At 72.1% G+C, this 26,227-nt stretch carries 28 protein-coding genes; 10 read left to right on the plus strand and 18 right to left on the minus strand.

Annotated features, from left to right (window positions below; translation table 11 throughout):
* Positions 1–5: 5 nt before the first annotated feature.
* Positions 6–770, minus strand: coding sequence for a prolyl oligopeptidase family serine peptidase (locus tag ACZ63F_RS37110; RefSeq protein ID WP_352354733.1), 765 nt, complete (start codon positions 768–770; stop codon positions 6–8).
* A 123-nt stretch (positions 771–893) separates the two neighbouring features.
* On the opposite strand from ACZ63F_RS37110, the gene ACZ63F_RS37115 reads away from it, so the two are divergent.
* Together ACZ63F_RS37115 and ACZ63F_RS37120 are read left to right on the plus strand one after the other, a co-directional pair.
* Positions 894–2,051, plus strand: a complete 1,158-nt coding sequence (locus ACZ63F_RS37115) for an adenosine deaminase (RefSeq protein WP_469717995.1) — start codon at positions 894–896, stop codon at positions 2,049–2,051.
* Positions 2,052–2,202: 151 nt separating this feature from the next.
* A complete protein-coding gene (locus ACZ63F_RS37120) occupies positions 2,203–2,553 on the plus strand; it encodes an ATP-binding protein (protein ID WP_093499459.1) in 351 nt (116 codons plus the stop codon).
* A gap of 82 nt (positions 2,554–2,635) precedes the next feature.
* Here ACZ63F_RS37120 and ACZ63F_RS37125 read toward each other — a convergent pair whose 3' ends face one another.
* The 5 genes from ACZ63F_RS37125 to afsQ1 all read right to left on the minus strand — a co-directional run bounded on the left by ACZ63F_RS37125 (position 2,636) and on the right by afsQ1 (position 6,605).
* Positions 2,636–2,836: a PspC domain-containing protein gene (locus ACZ63F_RS37125; RefSeq protein ID WP_352354727.1), complete on the minus strand. Its 201-nt coding sequence runs from the start codon at positions 2,834–2,836 to the stop codon at positions 2,636–2,638.
* Between the two features lie 95 nt (positions 2,837–2,931).
* Complete coding sequence (locus ACZ63F_RS37130) at positions 2,932–3,483, minus strand: VanZ family protein (protein ID WP_469717996.1); 552 nt, start codon at positions 3,481–3,483, stop codon at positions 2,932–2,934.
* A gap of 235 nt (positions 3,484–3,718) precedes the next feature.
* Positions 3,719–4,348, minus strand: coding sequence for a hypothetical protein (locus ACZ63F_RS37135; protein ID WP_469717998.1), 630 nt, complete (start codon positions 4,346–4,348; stop codon positions 3,719–3,721).
* Positions 4,348–5,931, minus strand: a complete 1,584-nt coding sequence (locus tag ACZ63F_RS37140) for an ATP-binding protein (protein ID WP_469717999.1) — start codon at positions 5,929–5,931, stop codon at positions 4,348–4,350. The genes ACZ63F_RS37135 and ACZ63F_RS37140 overlap by 1 nt, the downstream gene beginning before the upstream one ends.
* Positions 5,928–6,605 carry a two-component system response regulator AfsQ1 gene (gene afsQ1, locus ACZ63F_RS37145; RefSeq protein WP_174855921.1) on the minus strand — a complete coding sequence of 226 codons (678 nt, stop codon included), beginning with the start codon at positions 6,603–6,605 and terminating at the stop codon, positions 5,928–5,930. Before afsQ1 ends, ACZ63F_RS37140 begins: the two co-directional genes overlap by 4 nt.
* 253 nt (positions 6,606–6,858) lie before the next feature.
* Between afsQ1 and ACZ63F_RS37150 the strand changes: the two genes are divergently transcribed.
* A complete protein-coding gene (locus ACZ63F_RS37150; protein WP_352354719.1) occupies positions 6,859–7,596 on the plus strand; it encodes a SigE family RNA polymerase sigma factor in 738 nt (245 codons plus the stop codon).
* 208 nt (positions 7,597–7,804) lie between these two features.
* On the opposite strand, the gene ACZ63F_RS37155 is transcribed toward ACZ63F_RS37150, so the two are convergent.
* Positions 7,805–8,446: a uridine kinase family protein gene (locus tag ACZ63F_RS37155; protein ID WP_457700129.1), complete on the minus strand. Its 642-nt coding sequence runs from the start codon at positions 8,444–8,446 to the stop codon at positions 7,805–7,807.
* Positions 8,447–8,574: 128 nt separating this feature from the next.
* Here ACZ63F_RS37155 and ACZ63F_RS37160 point away from each other — a divergent pair, with 128 nt between their 5' ends.
* A complete protein-coding gene (locus tag ACZ63F_RS37160; protein WP_469718001.1) occupies positions 8,575–8,970 on the plus strand; it encodes a hypothetical protein in 396 nt (131 codons plus the stop codon).
* A 100-nt stretch (positions 8,971–9,070) separates the two neighbouring features.
* On the opposite strand, the gene ACZ63F_RS37165 is transcribed toward ACZ63F_RS37160, so the two are convergent.
* From ACZ63F_RS37165 to deoC, 3 genes are read right to left on the minus strand one after another with little or no spacing between them, the layout of a single operon-like run.
* Positions 9,071–9,958: an aldehyde dehydrogenase family protein gene (locus ACZ63F_RS37165; RefSeq protein ID WP_469718002.1), complete on the minus strand. Its 888-nt coding sequence runs from the start codon at positions 9,956–9,958 to the stop codon at positions 9,071–9,073.
* Entirely contained in the window at positions 9,951–11,387 is a 1,437-nt protein-coding gene (locus ACZ63F_RS37170; RefSeq protein WP_469718003.1) for an aldehyde dehydrogenase family protein, read from the minus strand. The genes ACZ63F_RS37165 and ACZ63F_RS37170 overlap by 8 nt, the downstream gene beginning before the upstream one ends.
* Positions 11,388–11,407: 20 nt before the next feature.
* Positions 11,408–12,358 carry a deoxyribose-phosphate aldolase gene (gene deoC / locus ACZ63F_RS37175; protein ID WP_352354872.1) on the minus strand — a complete coding sequence of 317 codons (951 nt, stop codon included), beginning with the start codon at positions 12,356–12,358 and terminating at the stop codon, positions 11,408–11,410.
* Between the two features lie 192 nt (positions 12,359–12,550).
* Between deoC and ACZ63F_RS37180 the strand changes: the two genes are divergently transcribed.
* Positions 12,551–13,231, plus strand: coding sequence for a PH domain-containing protein (locus ACZ63F_RS37180; RefSeq protein WP_469718005.1), 681 nt, complete (start codon positions 12,551–12,553; stop codon positions 13,229–13,231).
* 477 nt (positions 13,232–13,708) lie between these two features.
* The gene (locus ACZ63F_RS37185; protein ID WP_469718006.1) at positions 13,709–14,335 is read left to right on the plus strand and encodes a TetR/AcrR family transcriptional regulator; all 627 of its coding nucleotides are present in this window, start codon (positions 13,709–13,711) and stop codon (positions 14,333–14,335) included.
* Here the strand turns inward: ACZ63F_RS37185 and ACZ63F_RS37190 are convergent.
* Positions 14,322–15,086, minus strand: coding sequence for an SDR family NAD(P)-dependent oxidoreductase (locus tag ACZ63F_RS37190; protein WP_469718007.1), 765 nt, complete (start codon positions 15,084–15,086; stop codon positions 14,322–14,324). The two genes, ACZ63F_RS37185 and ACZ63F_RS37190, sit on opposite strands and share 14 nt — an antisense overlap.
* A 208-nt stretch (positions 15,087–15,294) precedes the next feature.
* Between ACZ63F_RS37190 and ACZ63F_RS37195 the strand changes: the two genes are divergently transcribed.
* A complete protein-coding gene (locus ACZ63F_RS37195; protein ID WP_469718009.1) occupies positions 15,295–15,936 on the plus strand; it encodes a nucleotidyltransferase domain-containing protein in 642 nt (213 codons plus the stop codon).
* 70 nt (positions 15,937–16,006) lie between these two features.
* Here ACZ63F_RS37195 and ACZ63F_RS37200 read toward each other — a convergent pair whose 3' ends face one another.
* Positions 16,007–16,345, minus strand: coding sequence for an ArsR/SmtB family transcription factor (locus tag ACZ63F_RS37200; RefSeq protein ID WP_469718010.1), 339 nt, complete (start codon positions 16,343–16,345; stop codon positions 16,007–16,009).
* 103 nt (positions 16,346–16,448) lie between these two features.
* Between ACZ63F_RS37200 and ACZ63F_RS37205 the strand changes: the two genes are divergently transcribed.
* A complete protein-coding gene (locus ACZ63F_RS37205) occupies positions 16,449–17,423 on the plus strand; it encodes a quinone oxidoreductase family protein (protein ID WP_469718012.1) in 975 nt (324 codons plus the stop codon).
* Positions 17,424–17,570: 147 nt separating this feature from the next.
* On the opposite strand, the gene ACZ63F_RS37210 is transcribed toward ACZ63F_RS37205, so the two are convergent.
* The 5 genes from ACZ63F_RS37210 to ACZ63F_RS37230 all read right to left on the minus strand — a co-directional run bounded on the left by ACZ63F_RS37210 (position 17,571) and on the right by ACZ63F_RS37230 (position 22,926).
* A complete protein-coding gene (locus tag ACZ63F_RS37210; RefSeq protein ID WP_469718013.1) occupies positions 17,571–18,755 on the minus strand; it encodes a hypothetical protein in 1,185 nt (394 codons plus the stop codon).
* A 271-nt stretch (positions 18,756–19,026) separates the two neighbouring features.
* Entirely contained in the window at positions 19,027–20,658 is a 1,632-nt protein-coding gene (locus ACZ63F_RS37215) for a phospho-sugar mutase (RefSeq protein ID WP_469718014.1), read from the minus strand.
* Between the two features lie 525 nt (positions 20,659–21,183).
* Positions 21,184–22,008 (minus strand): purine-nucleoside phosphorylase, encoded by an 825-nt coding sequence (locus ACZ63F_RS37220; protein ID WP_469718016.1) that lies wholly within the window; start codon positions 22,006–22,008, stop codon positions 21,184–21,186.
* Positions 22,009–22,157: 149 nt separating this feature from the next.
* The gene (locus tag ACZ63F_RS37225; RefSeq protein WP_469718017.1) at positions 22,158–22,436 is read right to left on the minus strand and encodes a type II toxin-antitoxin system RelE family toxin; all 279 of its coding nucleotides are present in this window, start codon (positions 22,434–22,436) and stop codon (positions 22,158–22,160) included.
* Between the two features lie 49 nt (positions 22,437–22,485).
* Positions 22,486–22,926 carry a gamma-glutamylcyclotransferase family protein gene (locus ACZ63F_RS37230; RefSeq protein WP_351959406.1) on the minus strand — a complete coding sequence of 147 codons (441 nt, stop codon included), beginning with the start codon at positions 22,924–22,926 and terminating at the stop codon, positions 22,486–22,488.
* Positions 22,927–23,022: 96 nt separating this feature from the next.
* Here ACZ63F_RS37230 and ACZ63F_RS37235 point away from each other — a divergent pair, with 96 nt between their 5' ends.
* Together ACZ63F_RS37235 and ACZ63F_RS37240 are read left to right on the plus strand one after the other, a co-directional pair.
* On the plus strand, positions 23,023–24,471 hold the full coding sequence (locus ACZ63F_RS37235) for an NAD(P)H-quinone dehydrogenase (RefSeq protein WP_469718019.1): 1,449 nt from the start codon (positions 23,023–23,025) through the stop codon (positions 24,469–24,471).
* A 166-nt stretch (positions 24,472–24,637) separates the two neighbouring features.
* Positions 24,638–25,603, plus strand: coding sequence for a DeoR/GlpR family DNA-binding transcription regulator (locus ACZ63F_RS37240; protein WP_469718020.1), 966 nt, complete (start codon positions 24,638–24,640; stop codon positions 25,601–25,603).
* Positions 25,604–25,686: 83 nt separating this feature from the next.
* Here ACZ63F_RS37240 and ACZ63F_RS37245 read toward each other — a convergent pair whose 3' ends face one another.
* Complete coding sequence (locus ACZ63F_RS37245) at positions 25,687–26,223, minus strand: TetR/AcrR family transcriptional regulator (protein WP_469718021.1); 537 nt, start codon at positions 26,221–26,223, stop codon at positions 25,687–25,689.
* Positions 26,224–26,227: the final 4 nt, after the last annotated feature.

A 26,227-nucleotide genomic window follows, 5' to 3' on the forward strand; every position in this document is an offset into this window, starting at 1 on the left:
GGGCCTCAGCCCTTACGGAGCGACCGCCCGAACCCCGCAGCCAACGGCATCCGCAACCCGATCGGCGGCGGCGCGGCCAGCGCGTCCTCCACCGGCCGCGACACCGCCCGCCCGTACAACGCCCCCATCACGAAGTCCGATGCGAGCGCGAGGACTTCGTCCCGGTGCTGATGCAGCCCGTGACCGTCCGAGTGCACCTCGAACCGGCACACCTCCCGGTTCGCCTTCTTCGCCCGCGCCGCCAGCCGGAACGACAGCTCCGGATCGGTCCGTTCGTCGTTCGTGCCGTGCACGATCAGCACCCGCCGCCCCACCAGCTGCCGAACCGGTTCCTCGGGCGCCGCCACGTCGTTCTCGGGCAGCCAGGGGGCGATGGAGACCACGGAGTTGACGGCCTCGTGCCCGCCCGCGTGCAGCGCGGCCCGGCCGCCCATCCCCACGCCGAGCAGGCACACCGGGACGTCGCCGTACCGCCGTACGACCTCGTCGGCCGCCCAGCCGGCGTCCCCGGCGAGATTCGCCTCGCTGCCGTTCCACCCGCGGTAGCGGTAGTGGACGACGTGTGCGGCCAGCCCCTCGTCCCGGCCGTCCCGGGCGAGCCGGCGGCCGAGCGCGCGAACGAAGGCCGTCGCCCATACGAGGGACGGCCGTCGCGCGGAGACCTCCTCCCCGCCGGGGAGGAGCAGGACCGCGCCGCTCACCGTCGTCGGCTCCTGGCCGACTGCCCTGCTCAAGCTGGCCGTTCGGGCCGGCGTCGCTTGCTGTGCCATGACAGAACAGTGTCAGAAGAGGCGGTGTACGCGACCCGTCCGTGCGGTCACCATTGCGTATCGACGGAAACGGAAATCTCCGAGTACCGAGCGATCTACGCGCGTAGGAGTTACAGTGCGGAAATGACGAGCCAGAGCACCGCGAACACCCCGACGCCGGACCAGATCCGCCGGGCGCCGAAGGTTCTGCTGCACGACCACCTCGACGGCGGCCTGCGTCCGGGCACCGTCGCCGACCTCGCCCGCGAGACCGGGTATCCCGGCCTCCCCGAGACCGACCCGGACAAGCTCGGCATCTGGTTCCGCGAGGCCGCCGACTCCGGTTCGCTGGAACGGTACCTGGAGACCTTCTCGCACACCGTCGGCGTCATGCAGACCCGGGACGCCCTGATCCGGGTCGCCCGCGAGTGCGCCGAGGACCTCGCCGAGGACGGCGTCGTCTACGCCGAGGTGCGGTACGCCCCCGAACAGCACCTGGAGCGGGGGCTGACCCTCGAGGACGTCGTCGAGGCCGTCAACGAGGGCTTCCGGCAGGGCGAGGCCCTGGCGCGGGAGAACGGCCGGCGGATCCGCGTCGGCGCCCTGCTCACCGCCATGCGGCACGCGGCCCGCTCCCTGGAGATCGCCGAACTCGCCAACCGCTACCGGGACCTGGGTGTCGTCGGCTTCGACATCGCCGGCGCCGAGGCGGGCTACCCGCCCACCCGGCACCTGGACGCGTTCGAGTACCTCAAGCGCGAGAACAACCACTTCACCATCCACGCCGGTGAGGCCTTCGGGCTGCCGTCCATCTGGCAGGCGTTGCAGTGGTGCGGCGCCGACCGGCTCGGGCACGGCGTGCGGATCATCGACGACATCCAGCTCCACGCGGACGGCACGGTCAAGCTCGGCCGGCTCGCGTCGTACGTCCGCGACAAGCGGATCCCGCTGGAGCTGTGCCCCAGCTCCAACCTCCAGACCGGCGCCGCCGACTCCTACACCGGGCACCCGATCGGGCTGCTGCGCCGGCTGCACTTCCGGGCCACCGTGAACACCGACAACCGGCTGATGTCCGGGACCAGCATGAGCCGGGAATTCGAGCATCTCGTCGAGGCGTTCGGTTACACGCTCGACGACATGCAGTGGTTCTCCGTCAATGCGATGAAATCAGCGTTCATTCCTTTCGATGAACGACTCGCCATGATCAATGACGTTGTGAAGCCCGGGTATGCGGAGCTGAAATCCGAATGGCTGTTCCGGCAGACCGCCTCCACCAGCGGTTCTGCCGATCAGGAGGGCTGATCGGCCGTCTCGGCGGGGCACGGAATGCGGACAGGTCTTCACCGGCCGTCCGTATTTCGGTGTTTGCGGCGGGCCACTCGGCATGTTTACGGTCGTGGACCGCTCAGCGTGTTATTGATCCCCGTCTCCGTATTCCAAGGACGCATTGACGATGAAGCAGTCTGCTGCCAAGACCCTCGGTGTCGCCGCCCTCGGTGCCGCCTTCGCCGCTGTCGGCGCGGGCGCGGCCAACGCGGCCCCGGCCGTCCCGGACTCCCAGGCCCTGGACACCGTCACCAAGACGCTGCCGGCCGAGAACGTCTCCAAGGCGCTGCCGGGTGCCGGCGAGGCCGTGGCGCAGGGGCAGAGCGCCCTCGCTGCCGGACTGACCGCCGTGCAGCCGGCCGTCGAGCAGGTCGTCGCCGGCGGCCCGACCAAGCCCGTCGCCGGCCTCCTCGGCGGACTGCCGGTCAAGGGCCTGCCCACGCACGGCCTGCCGGTGAACGGGATTCCGCTCGGCTGACCTCTCCCCGGCCGATCGGCAACGCCGTTGGGGCGCCCCGGAAACGTCCAGGGCGCCCCAACGGCGTTGCCATACCCCCTGATCACCAGGCGGTGGAGGCCTTCTCCTCCGAGGGGAGGAGGATCCACAGCGCTATGTAGAGCAGGAACTGCGGCCCCGGCAGCAGGCAGGACAGCAGGAAGATCACCCGCATCGTGGTCGCGGAGATGCCGAAGCGCCGGGCCAGCGCGGCGCACACTCCGCCGATCATGCGGCCATGGGTGGGGCGGGCGAGGCTGGACATCTGCGGCTCCTTCGTGAGCGTCCGGTGCGAGACGGCCCTTGCGGCCTCTCGTCTGCCCTCAACGCTACGGAGACGAACCGGGTCGAAGCGTCGCTCTACGGGGCGATCCCGACCCTGGGAATCGTCGGGGTACGACCCTGAGCCCCTTCCTCCTGGGGGAGGGCGGCGGGCCGGCGCCGCTCACCCCGCCGGCGGAGCCGGGCGCGTGCCGCGGGCACCACCGCCAGATGCGTGACCACCACGCCCGCCGTGTTGAGCAGGATCGAGTCGACGTCCACCACCCGGCCGGGCACCCCGGTCTGCAGCAGGGCTATGCCCGTCGAGATCAGCGCGCCCGCGGCGGCCGAACTGGTCAGGGAGGCGAACGTCGAGACCCGGAGCCTGCCGTGCGTCATCGGCAGCAGCACACCCAGCGGCGCGAGCAGCGCGAGCCCCTCACCGATCCGGTGCGCCGCCTCGCGTCCACCGAGCGCCAGGTCGGCGCGGATACCGGCGAGGGGGTGCAGGTTGGCGGGCATCACCCAGGGCACGTCCAGCGGCCGCAGCATCAGCCAGGCGACGAACGCGAGGTGTGCGGCAAGGAGGACACCCCCTGCCACACGGACGCGGATCGCGGCGCTGCCGCCGATGGAGCCTTGACGCTGCACGCCCCCGTAGACGCGCCCGCGCACACGATCGGTTCCGGATACAGCGGTGAGGCCTCGGACACACGGCGCCCGGTCAGGGGCGCGGGGAACTGGGCGAGCAACCACCCACCACCCGCACCCGGCAAGTGCCGCACCACGCCGTCGTCCGACCGCGGCGCCGTCGTGGCTGGTCGCGCAGTTCCTCCCCCAGCCTTCGGCCGGGGGTACCCCCAGCGCCCCTGAAGGGCGCTGCCCCTCACCCGGAGGAGACCTCGGTGGACGGCGGACGGTTTCCGCTCGGCGCATTCCGCACCGCGTCCGTGCACTCGTACCGCCGCAACGGCTCCCGCCCCGGCCCGCCCAGGATCACCGAGCCGTCCCCCTCCGCGGCCGCCGAGTCGGAGAGCGTGCACACGATCTGGGCGAGCGCGTACGACGTCAGCTGCGGCGGCGACGTGCTCAGCCGCAGCGTGTCGTCGGGATCCCCGGCCCGCGGCCCCCACACGCTCATCCCGCCCCGCACGTACGTCGTGTAGCCCGCCTCCTTCTCGGGGGCCGACGGCGTCTCGGCGAGCTGGTCGAGCAGCCCCTGGGCGACGATGACCCGCCGCTTGGCGTCCGCCGACCCGTCCGGCACCCGCACCTGGCGGTCGACGGTCACCAGCGACGAACCGCACAGCAGGAACACCTGCACCGGAACCCCGCGCTCGTCCTGCGCGGACACGTCCGGCTGCGTCATCGAGCACGGCACCCGCGACGGCGCCCCGCCGAAGTCGGTCGGCACCTCGGTGGCCCGGATCCCGCACCCGGTAAGCGCCAGCGCCAGCCCGGCGACGGCCAGCAACGGCACGCCGTGCCGCCGTACCGCCAGTCCTCTTACGTGCATCAGGCGCCCTTCTCCCCGGTGTCCCCGGCTTCCCCGGTCTTCCCGGCGTCCTTGTTCTCCTCCGTCAGCCGCGAGGCATCCCGGGGCAGCCGGAGGGTGAACACCGCGCCGCCCTCGGGGGAGTTCGCGGCGGTGATCGAGCCGCCGTGGATGCGGGCGTTCTCCGTCGCGATGGACAGGCCGAGGCCGCTGCCCTCGGAGCGCGGCCGGGAGGCGCTGGCCTTGTAGAACCGGTCGAAGACGTGCGGCAGCACGTCCTCCGGGATGCCCGGACCGTGGTCCCGTACGGCGACGACCAGTTCGTCTCCCTCTATCCGCACCGACACCCGTACCGGCGAACCGCCGTGCTTGAGCGCGTTGCCGATCAGGTTGGCGAGGATGACGTCGAGGCGGCGCGGGTCGAGGCGGGCGTGGATGCCGCGCTCGGCGTCCAGGTCCACCGCGTCCAGCCAGGCACGGGCGTCGATGCAGGCGGTGATCTGGTCGGCGATGTCGACGTCGTCGAGGACCAGACGGGCCGTACCGGCGTCGAAGCGGGTGACCTCCATCAGGTTCTCGACGAGGTCGTTGAGGCGGCGCGTCTCGCTGACGACCAGCCGGACGGCGGGCTCGATCATCGGGTCCATCGACCCGGACTCCGCCTCCAGCTCCTCCTCCAGGATCTCCGTCACGGCGGTGATCGCGGTGAGCGGAGTGCGCAGTTCGTGGCTCATGTCCGCGACGAACCGGCGCGAGGCCTCGTCGCGCGCCGCCATGTCGTCGACCCGCTTCTCCAGCGCCTCGGCCGCGTCGTTGAACGTCCTCGACAGGTCCGCGAGTTCGTCCGTCCCGGAGACCCGCAGCCGGGTGTCCAGCTTGCCCTCGCCGAGCCGCCGGGCGGCGACCCCGAGCCGGTGCACCGGCTTCAGCACGGTCGTGGCGGCGGCCTGCGCCAGCAGCGCCGACCCGATGAGCGCGAGCCCCGTGGCGATCCCCAGCGACCAGGCGAGCGAGTTGAGGTCCTTCGCCTCGGGCTCCAGGGACTTCATCATGTAGCCGGTCGGCCCGCCGCCGATCAGCCGCGTGCCCGCGACGAGATACGGCGTGCCGTGGTCGACGACCCGCTGCCAGTACAGGTGGTAGGCCGACCTGTTGCTGTCGGTCACCTTCTGCTGCTTGTCGACGGCCTTGCGCAGCGAGGCCGGCACGTCGTCCAGCGCGAACGCGCTGAGCCCGTCCGAACTGCCGTACACCGTCTTGCCGCCGCTGTCCTCGCCGACCAGCAGCACGCTGAACCGCTGGCTGCTGTTGGCCATCTGCCCGGCCGTGCGCTGCAGTTCGTCCTGCGTCGGGTGCACGGGCAGTGCCCCGGCGCGGTTCTGCATCTCCTGCTGGAAGTCGCGCAGCACCGCGTCCTGGGTACGGGTGAGCACGGCCTCGCGGTTGAGCCAGTACGCGATGCCGGACGCGGACACGGCGGCGGTCAGCGCGACGAGCCCGAAGACGACGACGAGCCGCAGTCGCAGACTGGTGAAGCGCAGCCGGGACATGGCTCCCTTGCGATCCGCGGCCCAGCCGCGGAAACCCCCCTGCACGTCCGTCACTGAGGGGCGTCCAGGCGGTAGCCGACACCACGCACGGTACGGATCAGGGTCGGGGACGAGGGCACGTCCTCCACCTTGGCGCGCAGCCGCTGCACGCACGCGTCCACCAGCCGCGAGTCACCGAGGTAGTCGTGCTCCCAGACCAGCCGCAGCAACTGCTGCCGGGACAGCGCCTGCCCCGGCCGCCGGCTCAGTTCGAGCAGCAGCCGCAGCTCGGTCGGCGTCAGCTGGAGATCCTCGCCGTTCTTCGTCACGGTCATCGCGGACCGGTCGATGACGACGTTGCCGTAGGTCGCCGAGTCACTGGACTCCCGCTCCCCACGGCGCAGCACGGCCCGGATCCGGGCGTCGAGCACCCGGCCCTGGACCGGCTTGACGACATAGTCGTCGGCACCGGACTCCAGCCCGACCACCACGTCGATGTCGTCGCTGCGCGCGGTCAGCAGGATGATCGGCAACTGGTCCGTGCGCCGGATCCGCCGGCACACCTCGAACCCGTCGATGCCGGGCAGCATGACATCGAGGACGATCAGATCGGGCCGCTGCTCACGCAACAGCTTCAGACCGTCCTCACCGGTCGCAGCGGTGGCCACCCGGTGCCCCTGGCGCGTCAGAGAGAGCTCCAGGGCCGTGCGGATGGCGTCGTCGTCCTCGATCAGCAACAGGGAAGGCACGGGCTCATTCTGGCCCATGCGGGCCCCGTCGTACGACCTGTGCGGCGCGCAGCTCCCCGCAAAGCTCCGTACCGCCACCACCTGTGCACTCTCTGTGGACGTTCTGTGCCGGACCCCTGTGACAGGTCTGTGACAGTCGGCGGATACGGCCGTGAAGGTGGCCCGGCAGTCTTTTCGGCACAGGCAAGCGAGCGAACACGGCGAGCGGCCTGAGCAAGCCGAACTACCGGAAGTCCACGACGGGGGGCGCGAGATGAACACGCTGATCGGTCACAGCACCAGCGCAGTGATCACGCGTCTGCACGACGTGAACCGGGGTTCCGAGAAGTCCGGTGCCGTGAGCGGGCGGGGGTGCGCTCGCGGCACCGGGCGTCAGCACACCGGTTACATGACGGTGGTTGACAGCCGCACGGGGGAAGCACACGGGGGATCCGCCTACAGGGAGGACACGGGGGAGCGCCGCTCGCTGACCGAGGCGGAGTTCACCGCCTACGTCCAGGAGCGCCGCGCCTCCCTGTACGCGACCGCCTACCACCTGACCGGCGACCGCTACGAGGCCGAGGACCTGCTGCAGAGCGCGCTGTTCTCGACGTACCGGGCGTGGGAGCGGATCAGCGACAAGGCGGCCGTGGGCGGGTACCTGCGCCGCACCATGACCAACCTGCACATCAGCGCCTGGCGGCGCCGCAAGCTCAACGAGTACCCGACCGAGGAGCTGCCGGAGACGCCCGGCGACACGGACGCGATGAGCGGCACCGAGCTGCGCGCGGTCCTGTGGCAGGCGCTGTCCCGGCTCCCCGAACTCCAGCGCACCATGCTGGTCCTGCGCTACTACGAGGGCCGCACGGACCCGGAGATCGCGGAGATCCTCGACATCAGTGTCGGCACGGTGAAGTCCAGCATCTGGCGGTCGCTCCGCCGGCTGCGCGAGGACGAGGTCCTCAGCTTCGGCCGTGACGAGGAGGACGCCTTCGGGGAGCTCGTCGCCTGAGGGTGAGGGGATCCGGGGGGATCCTGACGGGGGAGAACCGGGGGACGGGGGACCACGGGGGAACGGGTCCGGGGGGACCCGGGGGGGAAGCACGGGGGAGCTCCGCCACGGGGGACACGGGGGTGTTCGGCGGAGCAACGGGGGAAGCGGGACTGGAGGGCCGGGGGGTCCGTCCAGTCCCGCTTTTTTTCTGCCCGCGCCGCGGCCGTCAGGCCGGTGCCTGTGTGCGATCGCGGCTCTGCCGGCCCACGGCGGCGGCGGCCATCCGGCCCAGCGCCTCGTCCCGGTCACACGCGTACGCGCCCAGCGCCACCTGACGGGACACGATCGTGCGCTCCGCCCGCATCAGCCGCCAGCCGCGCCGCAGCAGGAACGGGACCGACTTGCGGCCCTCCCTGAGGTCGCGCAGGAACCGGCGCCGGAACGTCTTCACCGGGCCCCGGCTGAGGCAGAGCGCGTCGGCCAGCAGGCCCAGTTCGCGGCAGCGTTCCACGATCTCGGCGGCGAAGATGCCCTCGGCGATGAACAGCGGGGTGCGGCCGATGTCCAGCGTCTCGGAGCCGGTGCGGGCGCTCAGTGCTATGTCATATACCGGTACGGGCGCGGACCCTGTGGCGCACAGCCGTCCGATCGCCTCGACCGCGACCTCCGCGTCCCAGGACTCCGGGTGGTCCCAGTCGATGTCCGAACTCCCCGCCACCAGCGGCAGAGTCGGGTCGTCGCCCTCCTTGTAGAAGTCGTCGAGGCGCAGGACGGGAAGCCCGGAACGGGCGGCGACCAGTGACTTGCCCGAGCCCGAGGGGCCGCACAGCAGCACGACGCGGGCGGGGGACGGGGGATGAATGCTCACGGAACACCAGTTTGACGTATGGGGGGGCCTCCTGCCGACCCCGCGGGTCGGCTTTGGAGCGTGAGTCACACCTCAACTACCCTGTGTACCGACATGATTACCCTGCGTACCAGAAGGTGGCACCAGTGATGTCCCGACACGCGTCCCCCTCGACCCCGACCGCCCGGCGCGCTCTCACCGCCCTTGCCACGGCGGGTGTGGCGCTCGGCGCGGGCGCCGCGACGGCGGCCGCGGACAGCCGGCCCGCGGTGGACGTGGTCCACACCCGCCCCACCTCGCTCGGTCACGTCGACCCGCAGGCGGGTGTACGGGTGCTCACCGCCATGCTGCCGTACGTCACCGGCCCGGTGGCGGGCCTGCGGCCCAACCCGCTCGCGGGCACGGGAGTCGACCCGCTGGACAACGGGCTGGGCACGCAGCTGGCCGACTTCAAGCCGCTGACGACGAAGATGGTGACGGGGCCGGTGGCGCAGGCGCCGTCGGTCGGGGCGCTGCCGGTGGTGGGGCAGGTCCTGGGGGGCTGAGCGTGGTGGGGAACTGCGGGCCCGGCCGTGGCCGGTCGCGCAGTTCCCCACCGGCCTGCGGCCGGGGCCCCAGCACCCTTTTCGGGTACTGCGGTGCGCGTCAGTAGGAAGAACCGGACGCGCCCAGTGCCCCCGTCGGGTGCCACACCGTCTTGGTCTCCAGGAACGCCGTCATGCGGTCGGTCCCCGGCGTCGCCGTCCAGTCGTCCACAGGCTGTGGACGCAGGACGCGCTTGAGGTTGTCGGCCGCCGCGATCTCCAGCTCCTTGGCCAGCACCTCGTCGGCGCCCGCGAGGTCGATCGCGTTGACGTCCTGGTGGGCGGCGAGCGGCGCGGCGATCTCCGACGTACGGCCGGAGAGGACGTTGACGACTCCGCCCGGCACGTCGGACGTCGCGAGCACCTCGGCGAGGGACAGGGCCGGGAGCGGTGCCTTCTCGCTGGCGACGACGACCGCGGTGTTGCCGGTCGCGATCACCGGCGCGACCACCGACACCAGGCCCAGGAACGACGACTCCTGCGGGGCCAGGACGGCGACGACGCCCGTGGGTTCGGGGGAGGAGAGGTTGAAGAACGGGCCCGCGACCGGGTTGCCGCCGCCGGTCACCTGGGCGATCTTGTCGGTCCAGCCCGCGTACCAGACCCAGCGGTCGACGGTCGCGTCCACGACCGCGGCCGCCTTGGACTTGCCGAGGCCCTCCGCGTCGGCGACCTCGCGCACGAACTGGTCGCGGCGGCCCTCCAGCATCTCCGCGACGCGGTAGAGGACCTGGCCCCGGTTGTAGGCGGTGGCCCCCGCCCAGCCGCCGAACGCCTTGCGGGCGGCGACCACCGCGTCCCGGGCGTCCTTGCGGCTCGACTGCGGTGCGTTGGCCAGCCAGTTGCCCTTGGAGTCGGTCACCTCGTACACCCGGCCGCTCTCGGAACGCGGGAACTTCCCGCCGACGTACAGCTTGTAGGTCTTGAAGACAGACAGGCGATCAGACATCGAGGTATGCCTCCAGGCCGTGGCGGCCGCCCTCGCGGCCGAAGCCCGACTCCTTGTATCCGCCGAACGGCGAGGTCGGGTCGAACTTGTTGAACGTGTTGGACCAGACGACGCCGGCGCGCAGCTTGTTCGCGACCGCCAGGATCCGCGACCCCTTCTCGGTCCAGATGCCGGCGGAGAGGCCGTACTGGGTGTTGTTGGCCTTGGCGACCGCCTCGTCGGGCGTCCGGAAGGTCAGGACCGACAGGACGGGGCCGAAGATCTCGTCGCGGGCGATGGTGTGGGCCTGGGTGACGTTCGTGAAGAGCGTCGGGGCGAACCAGTAGCCGGCGGAGGGGAGTTCGCAGGCCGGGGACCAGCGCTCGGCGCCCTCCGCCTCGCCCTGGTCGGCGAGGGCGGTGACGCGGGCCAGCTGCTCCGCGGAGTTGATCGCGCCGATGTCGGTGTTCTTGTCCAGCGGGTCGCCGAGGCGGAGCGTGGACAGGCGGCGCTTGAGGGAGTCGAGCAGCTCGTCGTGGATCGACTCCTGCACGAGGAGGCGGGAGCCCGCGCAGCAGACCTGCCCCTGGTTGAAGAAGATGCCGGTGACGATGCCTTCGACGGCCTGGTCGATCGGGGCGTCGTCGAAGACGATGTTCGCGCCCTTGCCGCCCAGTTCGAGGGTGAGCTTCTTGCGGGTGCCCGCGACGGTCCGGGCGATCTCCTTGCCGACGGCGGTGGAGCCGGTGAAGGCGACCTTGTTGACGTCGGGGTGGGCGACGAGCGCGGCGCCCGCGTCGCCGTAGCCCGGGAGGATGTTGACGACACCCTTGGGCAGGCCCGCCTGGCGGCAGATGTCCGCGAAGAAGAGGGCGGAGAGGGGAGTCGTCTCGGCGGGCTTCAGGACCACCGTGTTGCCGGTGGCGAGCGCCGGGGCGATCTTCCAGGCCAGCATCAGGAGCGGGAAGTTCCAGGGGATGACCTGGCCGGCGACGCCGAGCGGTTGCGGGTTCGCGCCGTAGCCGGCGTGGTCGAGCTTGTCGGCCCAGCCCGCGTAGTAGAAGAAGTGCGCGGCGACCAGGGGCAGGTCGGCGTCGCGCGTCTCCTTGATCGGCTTGCCGTTGTCCAGCGTCTCCAGGACGGCCAGCTCACGGCTGCGCTCCTGGATGATGCGGGCGATGCGGAAGAGGTACTTGGCGCGCTCGGAGCCCGGCAGCGCGGACCACTTCTCGAACGCCTTGCGGGCGGCCCTGACGGCCCGGTCCACGTCCTCGGCGCCGGCGCGGGCGACCTCGGAGAGGACCTCCTCGGTCGACGGGCTGACCGTCTTGAAGACCTTGCCGTCGGCCGCGTCCGTGAACTCGCCGTCGATGAAGAGGCCGTAGGAGGGCGCGATGTCGACGACGGAGCGGGACTCGGGCGCCGGTGCGTACTCGAATGCGGTGGTCATCTTTTCCTTGGCCATGGTGATCAGTCCACCGTCACGTAGTCGGGGCCGGAGTAGCGGCCGGTGGCCAGCTTCTGACGCTGCATCAGCAGGTCGTTCAGGAGCGAGGAGGCGCCGAAGCGGAACCAGTGGTTGTCCAGCCAGTCCGCACCGGCGGTCTCGTTGACGAGAACGAGGAACTTGATCGCGTCCTTGCTGGTCCGGATCCCGCCGGCGGGCTTGACCCCGACCTGGACGCCGGTCTGCGCCCGGAAGTCGCGCACGGCCTCCAGCATGAGGAGCGTGTTCGCCGGGGTGGCGTTCACCGCGACCTTGCCGGTCGACGTCTTGATGAAGTCGGCGCCCGCGAGCATGCCCAGCCAGGAGGCACGGCGGATGTTGTCGTACGTCGACAGCTCGCCGGTCTCGAAGATGACCTTCAGGCGGGCCGCGCCCGAGGCCTCCTTCACGGCGGTGATCTCGTCGTACACCTTCAGGTAGTTCCCCGCGAGGAACGCGCCCCGGTCGATGACCATGTCGATCTCGTCGGCGCCCGCGTTCACGGCGTCCCGCACGTCGGCGAGCTTGACGTCGAGTGCGGCGCGGCCGGCCGGGAAGGCGGTGGCGACGGAGGCGACCTTGACGGACGAGCCGGCGACGGCCTCCTTCGCGGTGGCCACCATGTCGGGGTAGACGCAGACGGCGGCCGTGGCGGGGGTCGTACGGTCCGTCGGGTCCGGGTGGACCGCCTTGGCGCCGAGTGCCCGGACCTTGCCGGGGGTGTCCGCGCCTTCCAGCGTCGTCAGGTCGACCATCGAGATGGCGAGGTCGATGGCGTACGCCTTCGCGGTGGTCTTGATGGAACGGGTGCCGAGGGAGGCGGCACGCGCCTCCAGGCCGACCGCGTCGACGCCGGGCAGCCCGTGGAGGAAGCGGCGCAGCGTGCTGTCGGACGCGGTGACGTCAGCAAGTGCGTGGGGTGCGGTGGTGGGCATGGTCACCAGCCGAGCATATCTACGCGCGTAGCGGCTGTACACCCCGAGGGAACGGTTCATCTTGGCGGCGGCTGCGCATGCGCCCCGAGGGGGCGTGGGGTACCGGGCGAGCGACCCCGTACGACCCGCACGCGCGTAGGGCCATGATGCCCCCACGGCGCCGACGCGCACGTCTGGTGCAGAATCGGCGCTATGACCACGCCTCTCGTCAAGGACCGCATCTACCGCTCGCCCCAGGCGCTGATCGGTGGCGTACTGCTCCTCGTCATCGTCCTCTGGCTCGGTATCGACGCGCTGATCCGGGGGCACGGCCACACCCCCTGGCTGGCCCTCGCCGCGCTCATCCTCATCGTGCCGCTGGTCGTCGCGTTCACCCTGCGCCCCGCGGTGTTCGCGGGCGAGGACCGGCTGCGGGTACGGAACCCGTTCCGGGTGATCACGCTGCCGTGGGGGGAGATCGCCTCGCTGCGGTCCGGGTTCTCGAACGAGGTGGTCGTCAAGTCCGGCGCGAAGTACCAGCTGTGGGCGATCCCGGTGTCCCTGCGGGGCCGCAAGAAGGCGGCGCGGCAGCAGGCGAAGTCGGAGGCGGACGCGCGGCGCGGGCGGACCGGGCCGGGGGCCGGGGGCGCCGGGCGCGGCCTCGGCGGGTTCGGCGGCTTCGGGGGATTCGGGGGGCAGGCCGGGGCCGAGCAGGCGGACGGGCCGATGCGCGCGGAGACCGACAAGGTCATGGACGACCTGCGGGAGATGCTGGAGAGCAGGGGGCCGGCGGAGTCGGCGCAGGGTGAGGTCACGGTGCGGTGGGCGTACGAGGTGGCTGCGCCGGCGGTGGCGGGGGCGGTGCTGCTGGCGGTCCTGCTGGTGGTGGGGTAGGGCCGTGGGCGTGGTGGGGGTGCGGGTCGTCGGCTGGGTGCGGGCCGGTGGGGGTTGTTCGCGCAGTTCCCCGCGCCCCTTTGGGGTTGGTGGTGCCGTGTGTCGGGAGGAGCGGGCGTCTTCCTGAGTGGTCGGGTGCGGGCCGGTGGGGGTTGTTCGCGCAGTTCCCCGCGCCCCTTGGGAGGGGTCGGTGCCGTGTTCGGAGAAAGTCCCGTGCCTCCCGGAGTGGTCGGGTGAGTGGGGCGGCAGTGCCCTGCTCGGCTCGGTTGTGTCCGACGCCGTGGCCGGCTGGACTTCGCGATGACCGTCCTGTTCGCCGTACTCGCTCTGGACGCCGTCCGGGAGCCGTCGCGGCGACCTGCACCCGGCCCCGGTGCTGGTCAGCGCCCTGACGGCTGTCCCGTCAGCTGCGGCTGGCGGCTGAGCTCGTAGGACCGTAGATTGGACTGCGCGGTCCAGTCTACGGAGGCGGGTGCGATGCGGCGCAAGGAGCTGACGGCCAAGGGGAAGGCGACCCGGCGCCGGATCGTCGAGGGGGCCGCCGAGGTGCTGCGGGAGCGGGGCGTCGGCACGGTGACGCTGGACGACGTCATGGCCCGGACCGGCACCAGCAAGAGCCAGCTCTTCCACTACTTCCCGGACGGCAAGGACGAACTGCTGCTCGCCGTCGCGCGGTTCGAGGCGGAGCAGGTGCTGGAGGACCAGCAGCCGTATCTCGGCCGCCTCGCATCCTGGGAGGACTGGGAGCGGTGGCGGGACGTGGTGATCGCCCGCTACGAGGCACAGGGCGAAACCTGTCCGCTCGGGTCGCTGTTCCTCCAGGTCGGACGGTCGACGCCGGGCGCGCGGGCGATCGTGGTCGAGCTGTTGCGGCAGTGGCAGGAGAGCCTCGCGGCGGGCATCCGCGCGGTACGGGCCGGCGCCGGGACGGACGCGGACGTGGACGTCGACGCGCGGGCCGCCGCTCTGCTCGCCGCGATCCAGGGCGGTGTGTCCATCCTGCTGTCGACGGGGCGCTCCGGCCACCTGCGGGCCGCCCTCGACCAGGGGATCGCGGACCTGCGGCGCGAGCTGGACCCCACCCCGGCGGCTACGCCGCGATGACCGCCGCGGTCGTACGGCCGCCGTCCACGTCGAGCACGATCCCGTGCACAAACGACGACTCGTCGGCCGCCAGATAGACCGCCGCGCTCGCGATCTCCTCCGGCGTGCCCATCCGGCCCGCCGGCGTCCCCGTCATCATCGCCCCGGCGACCCCGGCGTGCTCGGTGTCCGCCGCCAGCACCACGCCCGGCGAGATCGCGTTCACCCGCACTCCTCGCGGCCCGAACTCCGCCGCCCATGCCCGGGTCAGCGTCTCCATCGCCCCCTTGGTGGAGCTGTACAGCGCGCCCACGGGCACGCCCAGCCGCGCGATCCAGGACCCCAGGTTGACGATCGCCCCGCCCCCGGCCTCCGCCATGGCGGGCGCGACGGCCGCGGTCAGGAAGAACGGGGCCTTGACGTTGACCGCGTAGACCTGGTCGAAGGTCTTCTCGTCGGTGGCGGGGGTCGGGTCGCCGGGGTAGACGCCCGCGTTGTTGACGAGCACGTCGATGCGGCCGCCCAGCACCCGCGTCGCCTCCTCGGCCAGCGCCCGCGACGCGGCGGCGCTGCCGTCCAGGTCGGCCCGCACGAAGTCGGCCCGGCCGCCCCGGGCCCTGATCCCCTCGACCACCTCCGCCCCGCGCTCGGCGCTCCGCCCCGAGACGACGACATACGCTCCCTCGGCGGCGAACGCCTCCGCGATCGCCCGCCCGATGTTGCTGGTCGCGCCGGTCACCAGCGCGGTCTTGCCGGTCAGTCGCATGGTCATGATCAACCCTCCGTGTCACGTGGTCCGTCGTCAGGTGCGGACCACTGTGCGCCGAGGAAAATGGACCGGCAAGTCCAGAAAATGCGGAAGTCCGGACCGGACCCGCGCCGCTGGTCGACATGGCCACCGCGGGCCGCGGTCATGTGACGTCCCGAGGGTCCGGGAGCGGCATGAAAAACCTTGTGATGCGCGGCGGTACGTTGTGCGGATGCGTGATTCTCCGCCGCCCAAGGGCGCGGTTCTCGACGTCGGCGAACTGGCCGCACGCTGGGCGGACCCGTGGCGGCCGGAGCAGGTCGCGTACCGGTTGGACGGGGTCGGCGTGCCCTGGTGCGTCGCGGCGGGGTGGGCGTTGGACCTGTTCCGCGGGCAGCAGTCGCGGCCCCACGGCGATCTGGAGATCGCCGTTCCTGCGGCCGGGTTCGCGGAGGTACGTGACCGCTTCCCCGAGTGCGTGTTCGACGCGGTGGGCTCGGGACGCGTCTGGGCGGCGGCGGGGGACGAGGTGCTCGCGGCGACCCACCAGACATGGGTACGGGATCCGGCGAGCGGCCGGTTCCTCTTCGACGTCTTCCGCGAGCCGCACGAGGGCGCCACCTGGATCTGCCGGCGGGACGAAAGCCTGCGGCTGCCCTACGACGCGATCATCGAACGGACGGCGGACAGCATCCCGTACCTGGTACCGGAGTTGGTTCTGCTGTTCAAGGCGAAGGAGCCGCGGCCCAAGGATCACGCCGACTTCGACGGGGTCCTGCCGCTGCTGAGCCGGGCACGGCGGGATGCTCTCAGGGCGTGGCTGACGCGCGCACATCCCGGACACCCGTGGTCGGCGAAACTGACGAAGCGGTGACAGTCACCGGGGCGGTGTCCCGACGCCTGCACTGCCACGCGACACGTTTTCCGATCGGTTCCCCTCCCGGCTACGGGTGCGGCTCCGGTCGCAGGACGAGGTCGAGGAGGCCCGGGAAGCGGGCCTCGAACTCCGGGCGGCGGAGGCGGTTGACGCGGCGGGGGCCCTCGTCGCGTTGTTCGACGAGGCCGGCTGCCCGGAGGACGGAGAAATGGTGGCTGAGGGCTGCCTTGCCGACGGGCACCTCGAAGCTGCCGCAGCTGCGGGTCCAGTCGGCGCCGGCGGCCAGCTCCCTGACGAGCGTGAGGCGTACGGGGTCGGCGAGGGCGGCGAGCGCGGTGAGGACGGGCACCTCGTCGGGGTGGGTGTGCTCGGGGGCGGCCCGGTGACGGGGGCTCGTGCCGGTCATGCCGTCCTCCTCGTCGCCGTGTTCCGCTTGCCGAGTGTTCGATGAAGACCATACACTCCCGAGTGTTCGATTCATGTTGAACACTCGTTGAGGGGTGTGTGCCGTGCGCGCTGTCGAGCTGCAGGAATACGGCGGTCCCGAGGTCCTGAAGGCCGTGGAGGTGGCGGTCCCCGAGCCCGGCCCCGGTGAGGTGAGCGTCGACGTGGCGTACGCGGGCGTCAACTTCGCCGACCTCAAGGCGCGTTCGGAGGGGTACCGAGTGCCGGGCCTGCCGTTCCGTCCGGGACTCGAGGTCTCGGGCCGCGTCCGGGCGCTCGGTGCCGGTGTCACGGACCTCGCCGTCGGCCAGGAGGTGGCCGCGCTGACGCAGGGCGGCGGCTACGCGGACGTGGTCGTGACGGAGGCGGCGACTGTCTTCCCGCTGCCGGCGGGGACGGACCTGCGCACCGGGGCCACGCTCCCGTCCGTCCTGCCGACGGCGTACGCCCTCGTCCACACCGTCGGCCGCCTCCAGCCCGGCGAGACCGTCCTCGTCCAGGGCGCGGCGGGCGGCGTCGGCACGGCGGCCGGGCAACTGGCGAAGGCGGCGGGCGCGGCCGCGGTGTACGGCGTGGTGTCCGGCGCGGCGAAGGCGTCGTACGCGCGGGACCACGGCTACGACGAGGTCTTCGTCGGCGACTTCGCGGAGCCGGTACGGGAGGCCACCGGCGGCCGGGGTGTCGACCTGGCCCTCGACCCCGTCGGCGGCGAGACGTTGCGCGCGAGCCTGTCGTCCCTCGCCCGCTTCGGCCGCCTGGTCTCCTTCGGCAACGCGAGCGGAGAACCGGCCTGGACGGCGGGCCAGCCGGAGCTGTATCCGCGGGGCCTGTCGGTCGCCGGTTTCTCCATCCTCACGCTTGCCCAGACGGCGCCGGACGTGCTGCGGGAGCTCGCCGCCCGGGCCTTCGCGACGGCGGCGGACGGCACGGTGACCCTGCCGGTCACGGCCGAGTTCGCCCTGGAGGAGGCGGCGGAGGCGCACCGCCTGATGGGCGGTCGCACGAGTACCGGGAAGCTGCTGTTGCGGGTCGCGGGCTGAGGGGGCCGGACCGGCCCCGAGTGCGCCCGGACGCCCGCCGCGGCGGCCCCGGTGTGCCGCGGGGCGTCGACCGGCGCCCCCATGGGCAACGTTGTCCCACTCCGGGTGGTAGCGCTTTCTCCGTGTCTTGCCTACGCGACTGACCGGTCACGGGGCGCTCGGCCACACCAGGAGCATGTACGCCCCGCAGTACGCCGAGCCCGCGACGGCCGCCGTCAGGGCGAGGACGCGTACCCGTGCCGAGGCGCGGGCGAGGTACCGCGCCACGGGCAGCAGCAGCGGGAAGCCGGGGAGGAGGAAGCGGGCGCGGGGGAAGTAGACGCCGCCGCTGGCCACCACGATCAGCAGCAGGACCGCGCTGAAGACGAGCAGCGGGAGCGGCTGCCGGTCCGCCGCGGCCAGTCCGAACAGGACGACCGAGGCCAGCATCGTCAGGCTCACCACGACCAGGAACAGCTCCGGGCGCGAGACCTGCCCGAACAGGTGCCGCAGCCAGCGCAGGGTCTCCGCGCCGCCGTCCAGCTCGTTGTGCCACAGCCGCTGTACGGCGAAGTAGCCGTCCCAGCGGTGGAGTCTGACGCCCACCCAGCCGACGTACGCGCACCAGCCGAGCGGGGCCGTCAGGGCCGCCGTCAGGGCACGCGGCGAGAAGCGGGTGCGGAGGGAGAGCAGGGCGGTGACGGTGACCGCGGCGGCCACGGCGATGCCGGTCGGCCGGGTCAGGCCGGCGAGGACCGAGCCGGCCGCCGCGTACAGCCAGCGCTCGGCCAGCACCGCGTACAGCGTCCACGCGGCGAACGCCGTGAACAGGGATTCGGTGTAGCCCATCCACTGGACCAGGCCCACCGGGTACGCCGCCCACAGCACGGTGAGGAGAACGCCGACCCGGCGGCCGGCAAGGCGGTCGCCCACCGCGAACACGCCCCAGGCCGCGAAGAGCGAGGCCAGCCACGCGAGGGCCAGGCCGGTGCTGGCCCGGGTGCCCGGGGTCAGCACCGCGACAGCCTTCACCAGGAGCGGGTACAGCGGGAAGAACGCCAGGTTGTTGTGGTCGTACGCGGTGCCGAGGGTGTGCGTGTACCCGTGGTCCGCGATGCCGAGGTACCAGCGGGAGTCCCACTGCGTGGCCAGCATCGGCCACACGCCGTGGTGGCGCCGGTGCGCCCAGACGGTCAGGAACACCAGGCCGGTGAGGCGTACGCCGAGGTACGCGGCGAGCGCCGGAGCCGCCCGGCGCAGGGCGTGGCGGGGCACGGCCGCGGTGGGGAGGTGGGGTCGTCGGGTGCCCGGGATGTGCCCGCGGGAGGCGGTGTCGGGGGCGGTCGAGGACACGGCGGCGGCTCCAGTACGACGGCTGCGGCGGGCGGCGGTACCGGATCACCGTTCCCCGGGAGCCGGGGCGGGGCGCGGTGGGTGGGTCGGTCGCCGTCGCGAAATCACCCGTAGGGGTGCCCCTGGCGGAGAGGCACCCCTACGGGCGTCAGATGGGGTGCCCTTGGCGGAGAGGCACCCCTACGGGCGTCAGATGGGGTGCCCTTGGCGGAGAGGCACCCCTACGGGCGTCAGATGGGGTGCCCCTGGCGGAGAGGCACCCCTACGGGCGTCAGATGCCGGCCGCGGCGGACAGGTCGTGCTTGATCGCCGCGAGCAGGGCGGTGGCTGTGGCGCGGGCCGACGGGAGGTCGGCGTGTGCGGCCACCGGGACCACCACCTCCAGGTAGCACTTCAGCTTCGGTTCGGTGCCGCTGGGGCGGACGACGACGCGGGCGCCGGTGAGGGTGTAGCGGAGGCCGTCGGTGGGGGGCAGGGTGGCGGTGCCCTGGGTGAGGTCCTCGGCCTCGGTGACGGGGAGGCCCGCGAGTTCGGTCGGCGGGTGCTCGCGGAGGCGTCGCATCGCGTCGGCGATGACGGAGAGGTCCTCGACGCGGACCGAGAGCTGGTCGGTGGCGTGCAGGCCGTGTTCCACGGCCAGGTCGTCGAGGAGGTCCAGGAGGGTACGGCCCTCCTCCTTGAGGACCGAGGCCAGCTCGGTGATCAGGAGGGCCGCGGTGATGCCGTCCTTGTCGCGGACGCCGTCGGGGTCGACGCAGTAGCCGAGCGCCTCCTCGTAGCCGTAGCGCAGGCCGTCGACGCGGGCGATCCACTTGAAGCCGGTGAGGGTCTCCTCGTAGGGGAGGCCGGCCTTCTCGGCGATGCGGCCGAGGAGGGAGGAGGAGACGATCGACTCGGCGAAGACGCCGGTGGCGCCGCGGCGGACCAGGTGGGCGGCGAGGAGGGAGCCGACCTCGTCGCCGCGGAGCATGCGCCAGGCGCCGTCGTCCTTGACGGCCGCGGCGCAGCGGTCGGCGTCGGGGTCGTTGGCGATGATCAGGTCGGGGTCGGTCTCGCGGGCCTTCGCGAAGGCGAGGTCCATCGCGCCGGGCTCTTCCGGGTTGGGGAAGGCGACGGTCGGGAAGTCCGGGTCCGGGTCGGCCTGTTCGGTGACGAGGACGGGGGCGGGGAAGCCGGCGCGGGCGAAGGCGGCGAGGAGGGTGTCCCTGCCGACGCCGTGCATGGCCGTGTAGACCGTGCGGGCGGTGCGGGGTGAGCCCGCGGCCAGGACGGCGTCGGTACGGGCCAGGTAGGCGTCCAGGACCGTGTCGTCGAGGGTTTCCCAGCCGGTGTCGGGGCGGGGGACGTCGTGGAGGGTGGTGATCGCGTCGATCTCGGCGGCGATCTCCGCGTCGGCGGGCGGGACGATCTGGGAGCCGTCGCCGAGGTAGACCTTGTAGCCGTTGTCGCGGGGCGGGTTGTGGCTGGCGGTGACCTCCACGCCGGCGACCGCGCCGAGGTGCCGTATGGCGAACGCGAGGACGGGGGTGGGGAGGGGGCGGGGGAGTACGACGGCCTTGAGGCCGGCGCCGGTCATGACCGCGGCGGTGTCGCGGGCGAAGTCGGCGGACTTGTGGCGGGCGTCGTAGCCGATGACGACGGTGCCGGTGCCCTGGCCGTGGGCCTTCAGGTACGCGGCGAGGCCGGCGGCGGCCCGGATGACGACGGCGCGGTTCATGCGCATCGGGCCGGCGCCGAGTTCGCCGCGGAGGCCTGCGGTGCCGAACTGGAGGGTGCCGCTGAAGCGGGCCGACAGTTCGGTGACGTCACCGGAGTCGATGAGCTTGGCGAGCTCGTCGCGGGTCTCCGGGTCGGGGTCCTCGGTCTGCCAGGCTCGGGCCCGGGCGATGAGATCGTCGTGCACGGTCGTCGTCCAACCTCTCGTGGAGTGCCTGCGGCGCATCCGCGGCCTCGGTGGGGGTGCGCGTAGCGCCTACGGGTGGGGGGTGAGTCGGGGCCGGGGCGGGGAGTCTCCGTCCTCGGGCCGGCGGTGGACCATCTTGAGGGGTGCGGGTACCGAACGCCGGCCGCTGCGGGCGGAAACTCCCCGCCCCGTCCCCTTCCCGCCGTGCGCGCCTGCAGCGTCCCGTCCCATTTCTGTCGGCGGGTGACTCCAGCGTCCCGTCCCATTTCTGTCGGCGGGTGACTGCAGCGTCCCGTTGCGTCCCGTTCCGGTCCTGTCGGGGGGTGACCGCCGTGTCCCGTTCCGGTCCTGTCGGGGGTGGCCGCCGTGTCCCGTTCCGGTCCTGTCCGCGGTGCCTGCAGCGTCCCGTTCCGGTCCTGTCCGGGGGGACTGCAGCGCCCCGTCAGGGGCGCGGGGAACTGCGCGACCGGCCACGGTGGTCCTGTGGACGCGGTCGGACCGTACGTGGCAACCCGGATGGCGTCCTCAGAGCCTGCCCAGAACCTGCGCCAGCAGCTCGCCCATGCGTGCCGCCGAGTCGCGGCCCGCCTGGAGGACCTCCTCGTGGTTGAGGGGCTCGCCCGTCATGCCCGCGGCGAGGTTCGTCACCAGGGAGATGCCCAGCACCTCGGCGCCCGCCTCGCGCGCAGCGATCGCTTCGAGGACCGTCGACATGCCCACCAGATCGGCCCCGATCACCCGGGCCATGCGGATCTCCGCCGGGGTCTCGTAGTGCGGGCCCGGGAACTGCGCGTAGACGCCCTCCTCGAGGGTGGGGTCGATCTCCTTGCACAGGGCGCGCAGGCGGGGGGAGTAGAGGTCGGTGAGGTCGACGAAGTTGGCGCCGACGATGGGGGAGGTCGCCGTCAGGTTGATGTGGTCGCTGATGAGGACCGGCTGGCCGGGACGCATGCCCTCGCGCAGGCCGCCGCAGCCGTTGGTCAGGATGATCGTCTTGCAGCCGGCGGCCACGGCGGTGCGGACGCCGTGGGCGACGGCGGCGACGCCCCGGCCCTCGTAGTAGTGCGTGCGGCCCAGGAAGACCAGCGCGCTCTTGTCACCGGAGGAGTACGAGCGGATCTTGCCGCCGTGTCCCGCTACGGCCGGCGGCGGGAAGCCGGGCAGCTCGGTGACCTGGAACTCGGCGTCGGGAGCGCCCAGGGCGTCGACGGCCGGGCCCCAGCCGGAGCCCATCACGAGGGCGACGTCGTGGGTGTCGGCGCCCGTGAGCTCGCGCAGGCGGGCGGCGGCCGCGTCGGCGGCGGCGTGGGGGTCGCCCTGGATGTCGTCCGGAAGAAGAGATGCGTTCACGCGGATGAGAGTAGCCGGTCTGGGCCTACGCGCGTAGATGACGGAGCTCGTGGGATTGCGATCGTTGTCTTGTCGTTTCCGACGAGAGGATGCGACGCACTGGACATGTGCGCTGGCTGTGGGGGGTCTGTGCCGGTTCCGGGGCGCGGTCACTCCTCGGCGACGAGGACGTCCTTGTCGTTGAAGACCTCGACGATGAAGATCAGCAGGCGGCCGCGGCTGACCGTGTACTCCACGAGGACGTTCTGCGTGAGGCGGATGGTGCGGTCGTCCCCCGTGGAACTTATGGGACGGGACACCGGGAGGAAGGGGTCGCGGGCGAGGAGGGCGATGCCCTTGTCGAACGCGATGCGCTGACGATCCTCCAGCCGGTCGCGGGCGGCCGCGGCCTGCACCGTGAAGTAGACGTCGTACGTGGTGGGGGACATCCGCTCTCCCGTTGGTGCGTCGGTCCTCCAAGTGTAGGGACGCGGTCTCTCAGCAGGGGCGCTTGCGGAGTTCCATCACGTAATCGTGTGGTGCGCCCGCGGACTCGGCCGCGTCGGCGATCTCGCCCAGGTAGCGGGCGGAGGGCAGGCCGCCCTCGTAGCCGTCGAGGACGTAGAGCCAGGCGGTCTCCTCGCCCTCCAGGGTGTGCACGCGGACCTTGGCGCGGCGGTAGATGCCCAGGCCGACGCCCTCCCAGCGGTCCATGGACTCCTCGTCCATCGGGGCGATGTCGTACAGGCCGACGAAGACCTGGGAGAGGGGGTCCTCCACGATGGTCGCCAGAGCGCCCTCCCAGCCCATCTGCTCGCCGCCGAAGGTCAGCCGCCAGCCGTTCAGCCACCCGGTGGCGCGCAGGGGCGAGTGCGGGGCGCGGCGGGACATCAGCCGCGCGTCGAGATTGCCGGCGTACGCGGCGTAGAGCGACGACATGGGGAGAGGGTACGGCAGGTGTCACGGGTGTCACTCCCGTCCCGGTGAGCGCCCGGCGTTGCCCCGGGGCGATAGCACCTTGAAGCGTGCGGGACAATGGAGTACGTGACTCGGATCGTGATCATCGGTGGCGGACCCGGCGGCTATGAAGCGGCGCTGGTGGCCGCGCAGCTCGGCGCGGAGGTGACCGTCGTCGACTGCGACGGTCTGGGCGGAGCGTCGGTGCTGACCGACTGCGTGCCGTCGAAGACCCTTATCGCTACGGCCGAGGTCATGACGACCTTCGATTCGTCGTACGAGGAACTGGGGATCATCGTCGCCGACGACACCCCGCCGCTGGAGCAGGCCGCCCGAGTGGTCGGGGTCGACCTCGGGAAGGTCAACCGGCGTGTGAAGCGGCTGGCGCTGGCGCAGTCGCACGACATCACGGCCTCGGTGACGCGTGCGGGGGCGCGGGTCATGCGCGGGCGTGGGCGACTGGAGGGCATGCAGGCCCTCGACGGGTCGCGGAAGGTCGTCGTCGCCGCCGCGGACGGGAGCGAGGAGACGCTGGTCGCGGACGCGGTGCTGATCGCGACCGGCGGCCATCCGCGTGAGGTGCCCGACGCCCTGCCCGACGGCGAGCGGATCCTGAACTGGACGCAGGTGTACGACCTGACCGAGCTGCCCGAGGAGCTCATCGTGGTCGGGTCGGGTGTGACCGGTGCCGAGTTCGCGGGCGCCTACCAGGCGCTGGGATCGAGGGTCACGCTGGTGTCCTCGCGTGACCGCGTGCTGCCGGGTGAGGACCCGGACGCGGCCGCCGTCCTGGAGGACGTCTTCCGGCGCCGGGGCATGAACGTCATGGCGCGGTCGCGGGCGGCCGCGGCGAAGCGGGTCGGGGACCGGGTCGAGGTCACGCTCGCGGACGGCCGGGTCATCAGCGGTTCGCACTGCCTGATGGCCGTCGGTGCCATTCCGAACAGTGCGGGGCTGGGGCTGGAGGAGGCCGGCGTGAAGCTGCGCGACTCCGGGCACATCTGGACCGACAAGGTGTCGCGCACCACGGCTCCGGGGGTGTACGCCGCCGGTGACGTGACGGGAGTCTTCGCGCTGGCGTCGGTGGCCGCCATGCAGGGGCGGATCGCGATGTACCACTTCCTCGGTGACGCGGTGGCTCCGCTGAGCCTGAAGACCGTGTCGTCGAACGTCTTCACCGATCCCGAGATCGCGACGGTGGGCTACACGCAGGCCGACGTGGACGCGGGCAAGATCGACGCCCGGGTGGTGAAGCTGCCGCTGCTGCGCAACCCGCGCGCGAAGATGCAGGGCATCCGGGACGGCTTCGTGAAGATGTTCTGCCGGCCGGGCACCGGGATCGTGGTCGGCGGTGTGGTCGTCTCGCCGCGGGCCTCGGAGCTCATCCATCCGATCTCGATCGCCGTCGACAACAATCTGACGGTCGAACAGATCGCGAACGCCTTCACCGTGTACCCGTCTCTTTCGGGGTCGATCGCGGAGGTGGCGCGGCAGTTGCACACGCGGAAGGCGACCGGGGAAGCCTGACGGCCGGAACCGACTCCCCGCTGGTCACGGGGAGTTGTCGGACATGCGTACGGCATAGTCGGGCGGGGTAGGCCCTATACCACTCCTGACCCTGCTGTGCGAACAACTTCTGCTATTCGGCGCAAACTGCTGAAAGCAGACGGTCGTTGGGGTTACTGTCAGTTTCGTGTTCGCTGCAGAACGTCGCCAATTGATCCTCGAAATGGTGCGAGCGAACGGGGCCGTGTCGCTCCGTGAGCTCGCCCGCGTCGTCCAGACCTCCGAAGTGACCGTACGGCGGGACGTGCGCGCACTGGAGGCAGAAGGACTCCTCGACCGCCGGCACGGCGGTGCGGTACTGCCGGGCGGGTTCACGCGGGAGTCCGGCTTTCCGCAGAAATCTCATCTCGCGACCGCCGAGAAGACGGCCATCGCCGATCTCGCCGCGAGCCTCGTCGAAGAGGGCGAGGCCATCGTGGTCGGGGCGGGTACCACCACGCAGGAGCTCGCCCGCCGGCTGGCGAGAGTGCCCGGCCTGACCGTCGTCACCAACTCGCTGCTGGTGGCACAGGCGCTGGCCCATGCCAACCGGGTCGAGGTCGTGATGACCGGCGGCACCCTGCGGGGCTCCAACTACGCGCTCGTCGGCTCCGGTGCGGAGCAGTCCCTGCAGGGGCTGCGCGTGTCGAAGGCCTTCCTGTCCGGGAGCGGCCTGACGGCCGAGCGGGGGCTGTCCACGTCCAACATGCTGTCGGCGTCCGTCGACCGGGCGCTGGTGCAGGCCGCCGCGGAGGTCGTCATCCTCGCCGACCACACCAAGCTCGGCACGGACACGATGTTCCAGACCGTGCCCACCGATCTCATCACCCGGCTGGTCACCGACGAGCCGCCGCCCCACGACGACCGTGCCGTCACCGAGCTGCAGGCCCTTGCCGACCAGGGGGTGCAGATCGCCGTGGCCGGGGCGTCCGGGAGCCCGGGGGGTGATCAGGTCCCGGCGCGCCAGCAGCACCAGCAGCGCCGGGACGTCGCCCTGCCGGGGCCGCGGCGCAGCCAGGGGCCGGGGGCGGGGCTGCGGTCGGCCTCGATGCTGGGGGCAGAGCAGCCGACGGGGGGCGAGCGGGGGCGGGTTGCCGACATGCGGCGGCGGTGAGGGGGCCCAGGCGCCGCGGGGGCCGGTCGTCACGCGGGTGCGGGTCCGCTGTGGCTGGTCGCGCAGTTCCTCCCCCAGCGCCCCTAAGTGAGCCCGCGCAAGGTCAGTTCCAGCAGTCTGTCCGCAAGATCCGGGTCTCCGGGTGACTCCTCCGCTGCCAGGGCGATGGCGTGGGTGAGTTGGAGCAGGTCGGTGATCTGTACGTCCGCCCTTACCGTGCCCGCGTTCTGGGCGCGGGTCAGGAGGGCGCTGCCCGCCTCCCGCATCGGGGTGCCGCAGCGGGACAGGGCCGAGGTCGGGGTGGCTGACATCAGGGCCCTCGACAGGCCCCGGTACGCCGCCGCATGGGCGACCACCTCGCGGAGCCAGGTCAGCAGGGCCTGGCAGGGGTCGGCTGCGGTCCGCAAGTCGGTGGCCCTGGCCAGGAGTTCGCGCACCGCGTCCTCGAAGACCGCACTCATCAGGGCGTGCCGGTTCGGGAAGTGGCGGTAGAGGGTGCCGATGCCCACGCCCGCCCGGCGGGCCACGTCCTCCAGCGAGGCGTCCGTGCCGTGCTCGGCGAACACGGTGCGGGCCTCGGCCAGCAGCCGGTCGTGGTTGCGGCGGGCGTCCGCACGCATGGGG

This window comes from Streptomyces sp. NPDC104761 (genome assembly GCF_055583445.1).

Excerpts from the sequence above, each read along its gene's own strand:
- ACZ63F_RS37110 (WP_352354733.1), bottom strand. The coding sequence starts at position 770 with ATGGCACAGCAAGCGACGCCGGCCCGAACGGCCAGCTTGAGCAGGGCA.
- ACZ63F_RS37115 (WP_469717995.1), top strand. The coding sequence starts at position 894 with ATGACGAGCCAGAGCACCGCGAACACCCCGACGCCGGACCAGATCCGC.
- ACZ63F_RS37120 (WP_093499459.1), top strand. The coding sequence starts at position 2,203 with ATGAAGCAGTCTGCTGCCAAGACCCTCGGTGTCGCCGCCCTCGGTGCC.
- ACZ63F_RS37125 (WP_352354727.1), bottom strand. The coding sequence starts at position 2,836 with ATGTCCAGCCTCGCCCGCCCCACCCATGGCCGCATGATCGGCGGAGTG.
- ACZ63F_RS37135 (WP_469717998.1), bottom strand. The coding sequence starts at position 4,348 with ATGCACGTAAGAGGACTGGCGGTACGGCGGCACGGCGTGCCGTTGCTG.
- ACZ63F_RS37150 (WP_352354719.1), top strand. The coding sequence starts at position 6,859 with ATGAACACGCTGATCGGTCACAGCACCAGCGCAGTGATCACGCGTCTG.
- ACZ63F_RS37160 (WP_469718001.1), top strand. The coding sequence starts at position 8,575 with ATGTCCCGACACGCGTCCCCCTCGACCCCGACCGCCCGGCGCGCTCTC.
- ACZ63F_RS37165 (WP_469718002.1), bottom strand. The coding sequence starts at position 9,958 with ATGTCTGATCGCCTGTCTGTCTTCAAGACCTACAAGCTGTACGTCGGC.
- ACZ63F_RS37170 (WP_469718003.1), bottom strand. The coding sequence starts at position 11,387 with ATGACCACCGCATTCGAGTACGCACCGGCGCCCGAGTCCCGCTCCGTC.
- deoC (WP_352354872.1), bottom strand. The coding sequence starts at position 12,358 with ATGCCCACCACCGCACCCCACGCACTTGCTGACGTCACCGCGTCCGAC.
- ACZ63F_RS37180 (WP_469718005.1), top strand. The coding sequence starts at position 12,551 with ATGACCACGCCTCTCGTCAAGGACCGCATCTACCGCTCGCCCCAGGCG.
- ACZ63F_RS37185 (WP_469718006.1), top strand. The coding sequence starts at position 13,709 with ATGCGGCGCAAGGAGCTGACGGCCAAGGGGAAGGCGACCCGGCGCCGG.
- ACZ63F_RS37190 (WP_469718007.1), bottom strand. The coding sequence starts at position 15,086 with ATGACCATGCGACTGACCGGCAAGACCGCGCTGGTGACCGGCGCGACC.
- ACZ63F_RS37195 (WP_469718009.1), top strand. The coding sequence starts at position 15,295 with ATGCGTGATTCTCCGCCGCCCAAGGGCGCGGTTCTCGACGTCGGCGAA.
- ACZ63F_RS37200 (WP_469718010.1), bottom strand. The coding sequence starts at position 16,345 with ATGACCGGCACGAGCCCCCGTCACCGGGCCGCCCCCGAGCACACCCAC.
- ACZ63F_RS37225 (WP_469718017.1), bottom strand. The coding sequence starts at position 22,436 with ATGTCCCCCACCACGTACGACGTCTACTTCACGGTGCAGGCCGCGGCC.
- ACZ63F_RS37230 (WP_351959406.1), bottom strand. The coding sequence starts at position 22,926 with ATGTCGTCGCTCTACGCCGCGTACGCCGGCAATCTCGACGCGCGGCTG.
- ACZ63F_RS37235 (WP_469718019.1), top strand. The coding sequence starts at position 23,023 with ATGGAGTACGTGACTCGGATCGTGATCATCGGTGGCGGACCCGGCGGC.
- ACZ63F_RS37245 (WP_469718021.1), bottom strand. The coding sequence starts at position 26,223 with ATGCGTGCGGACGCCCGCCGCAACCACGACCGGCTGCTGGCCGAGGCC.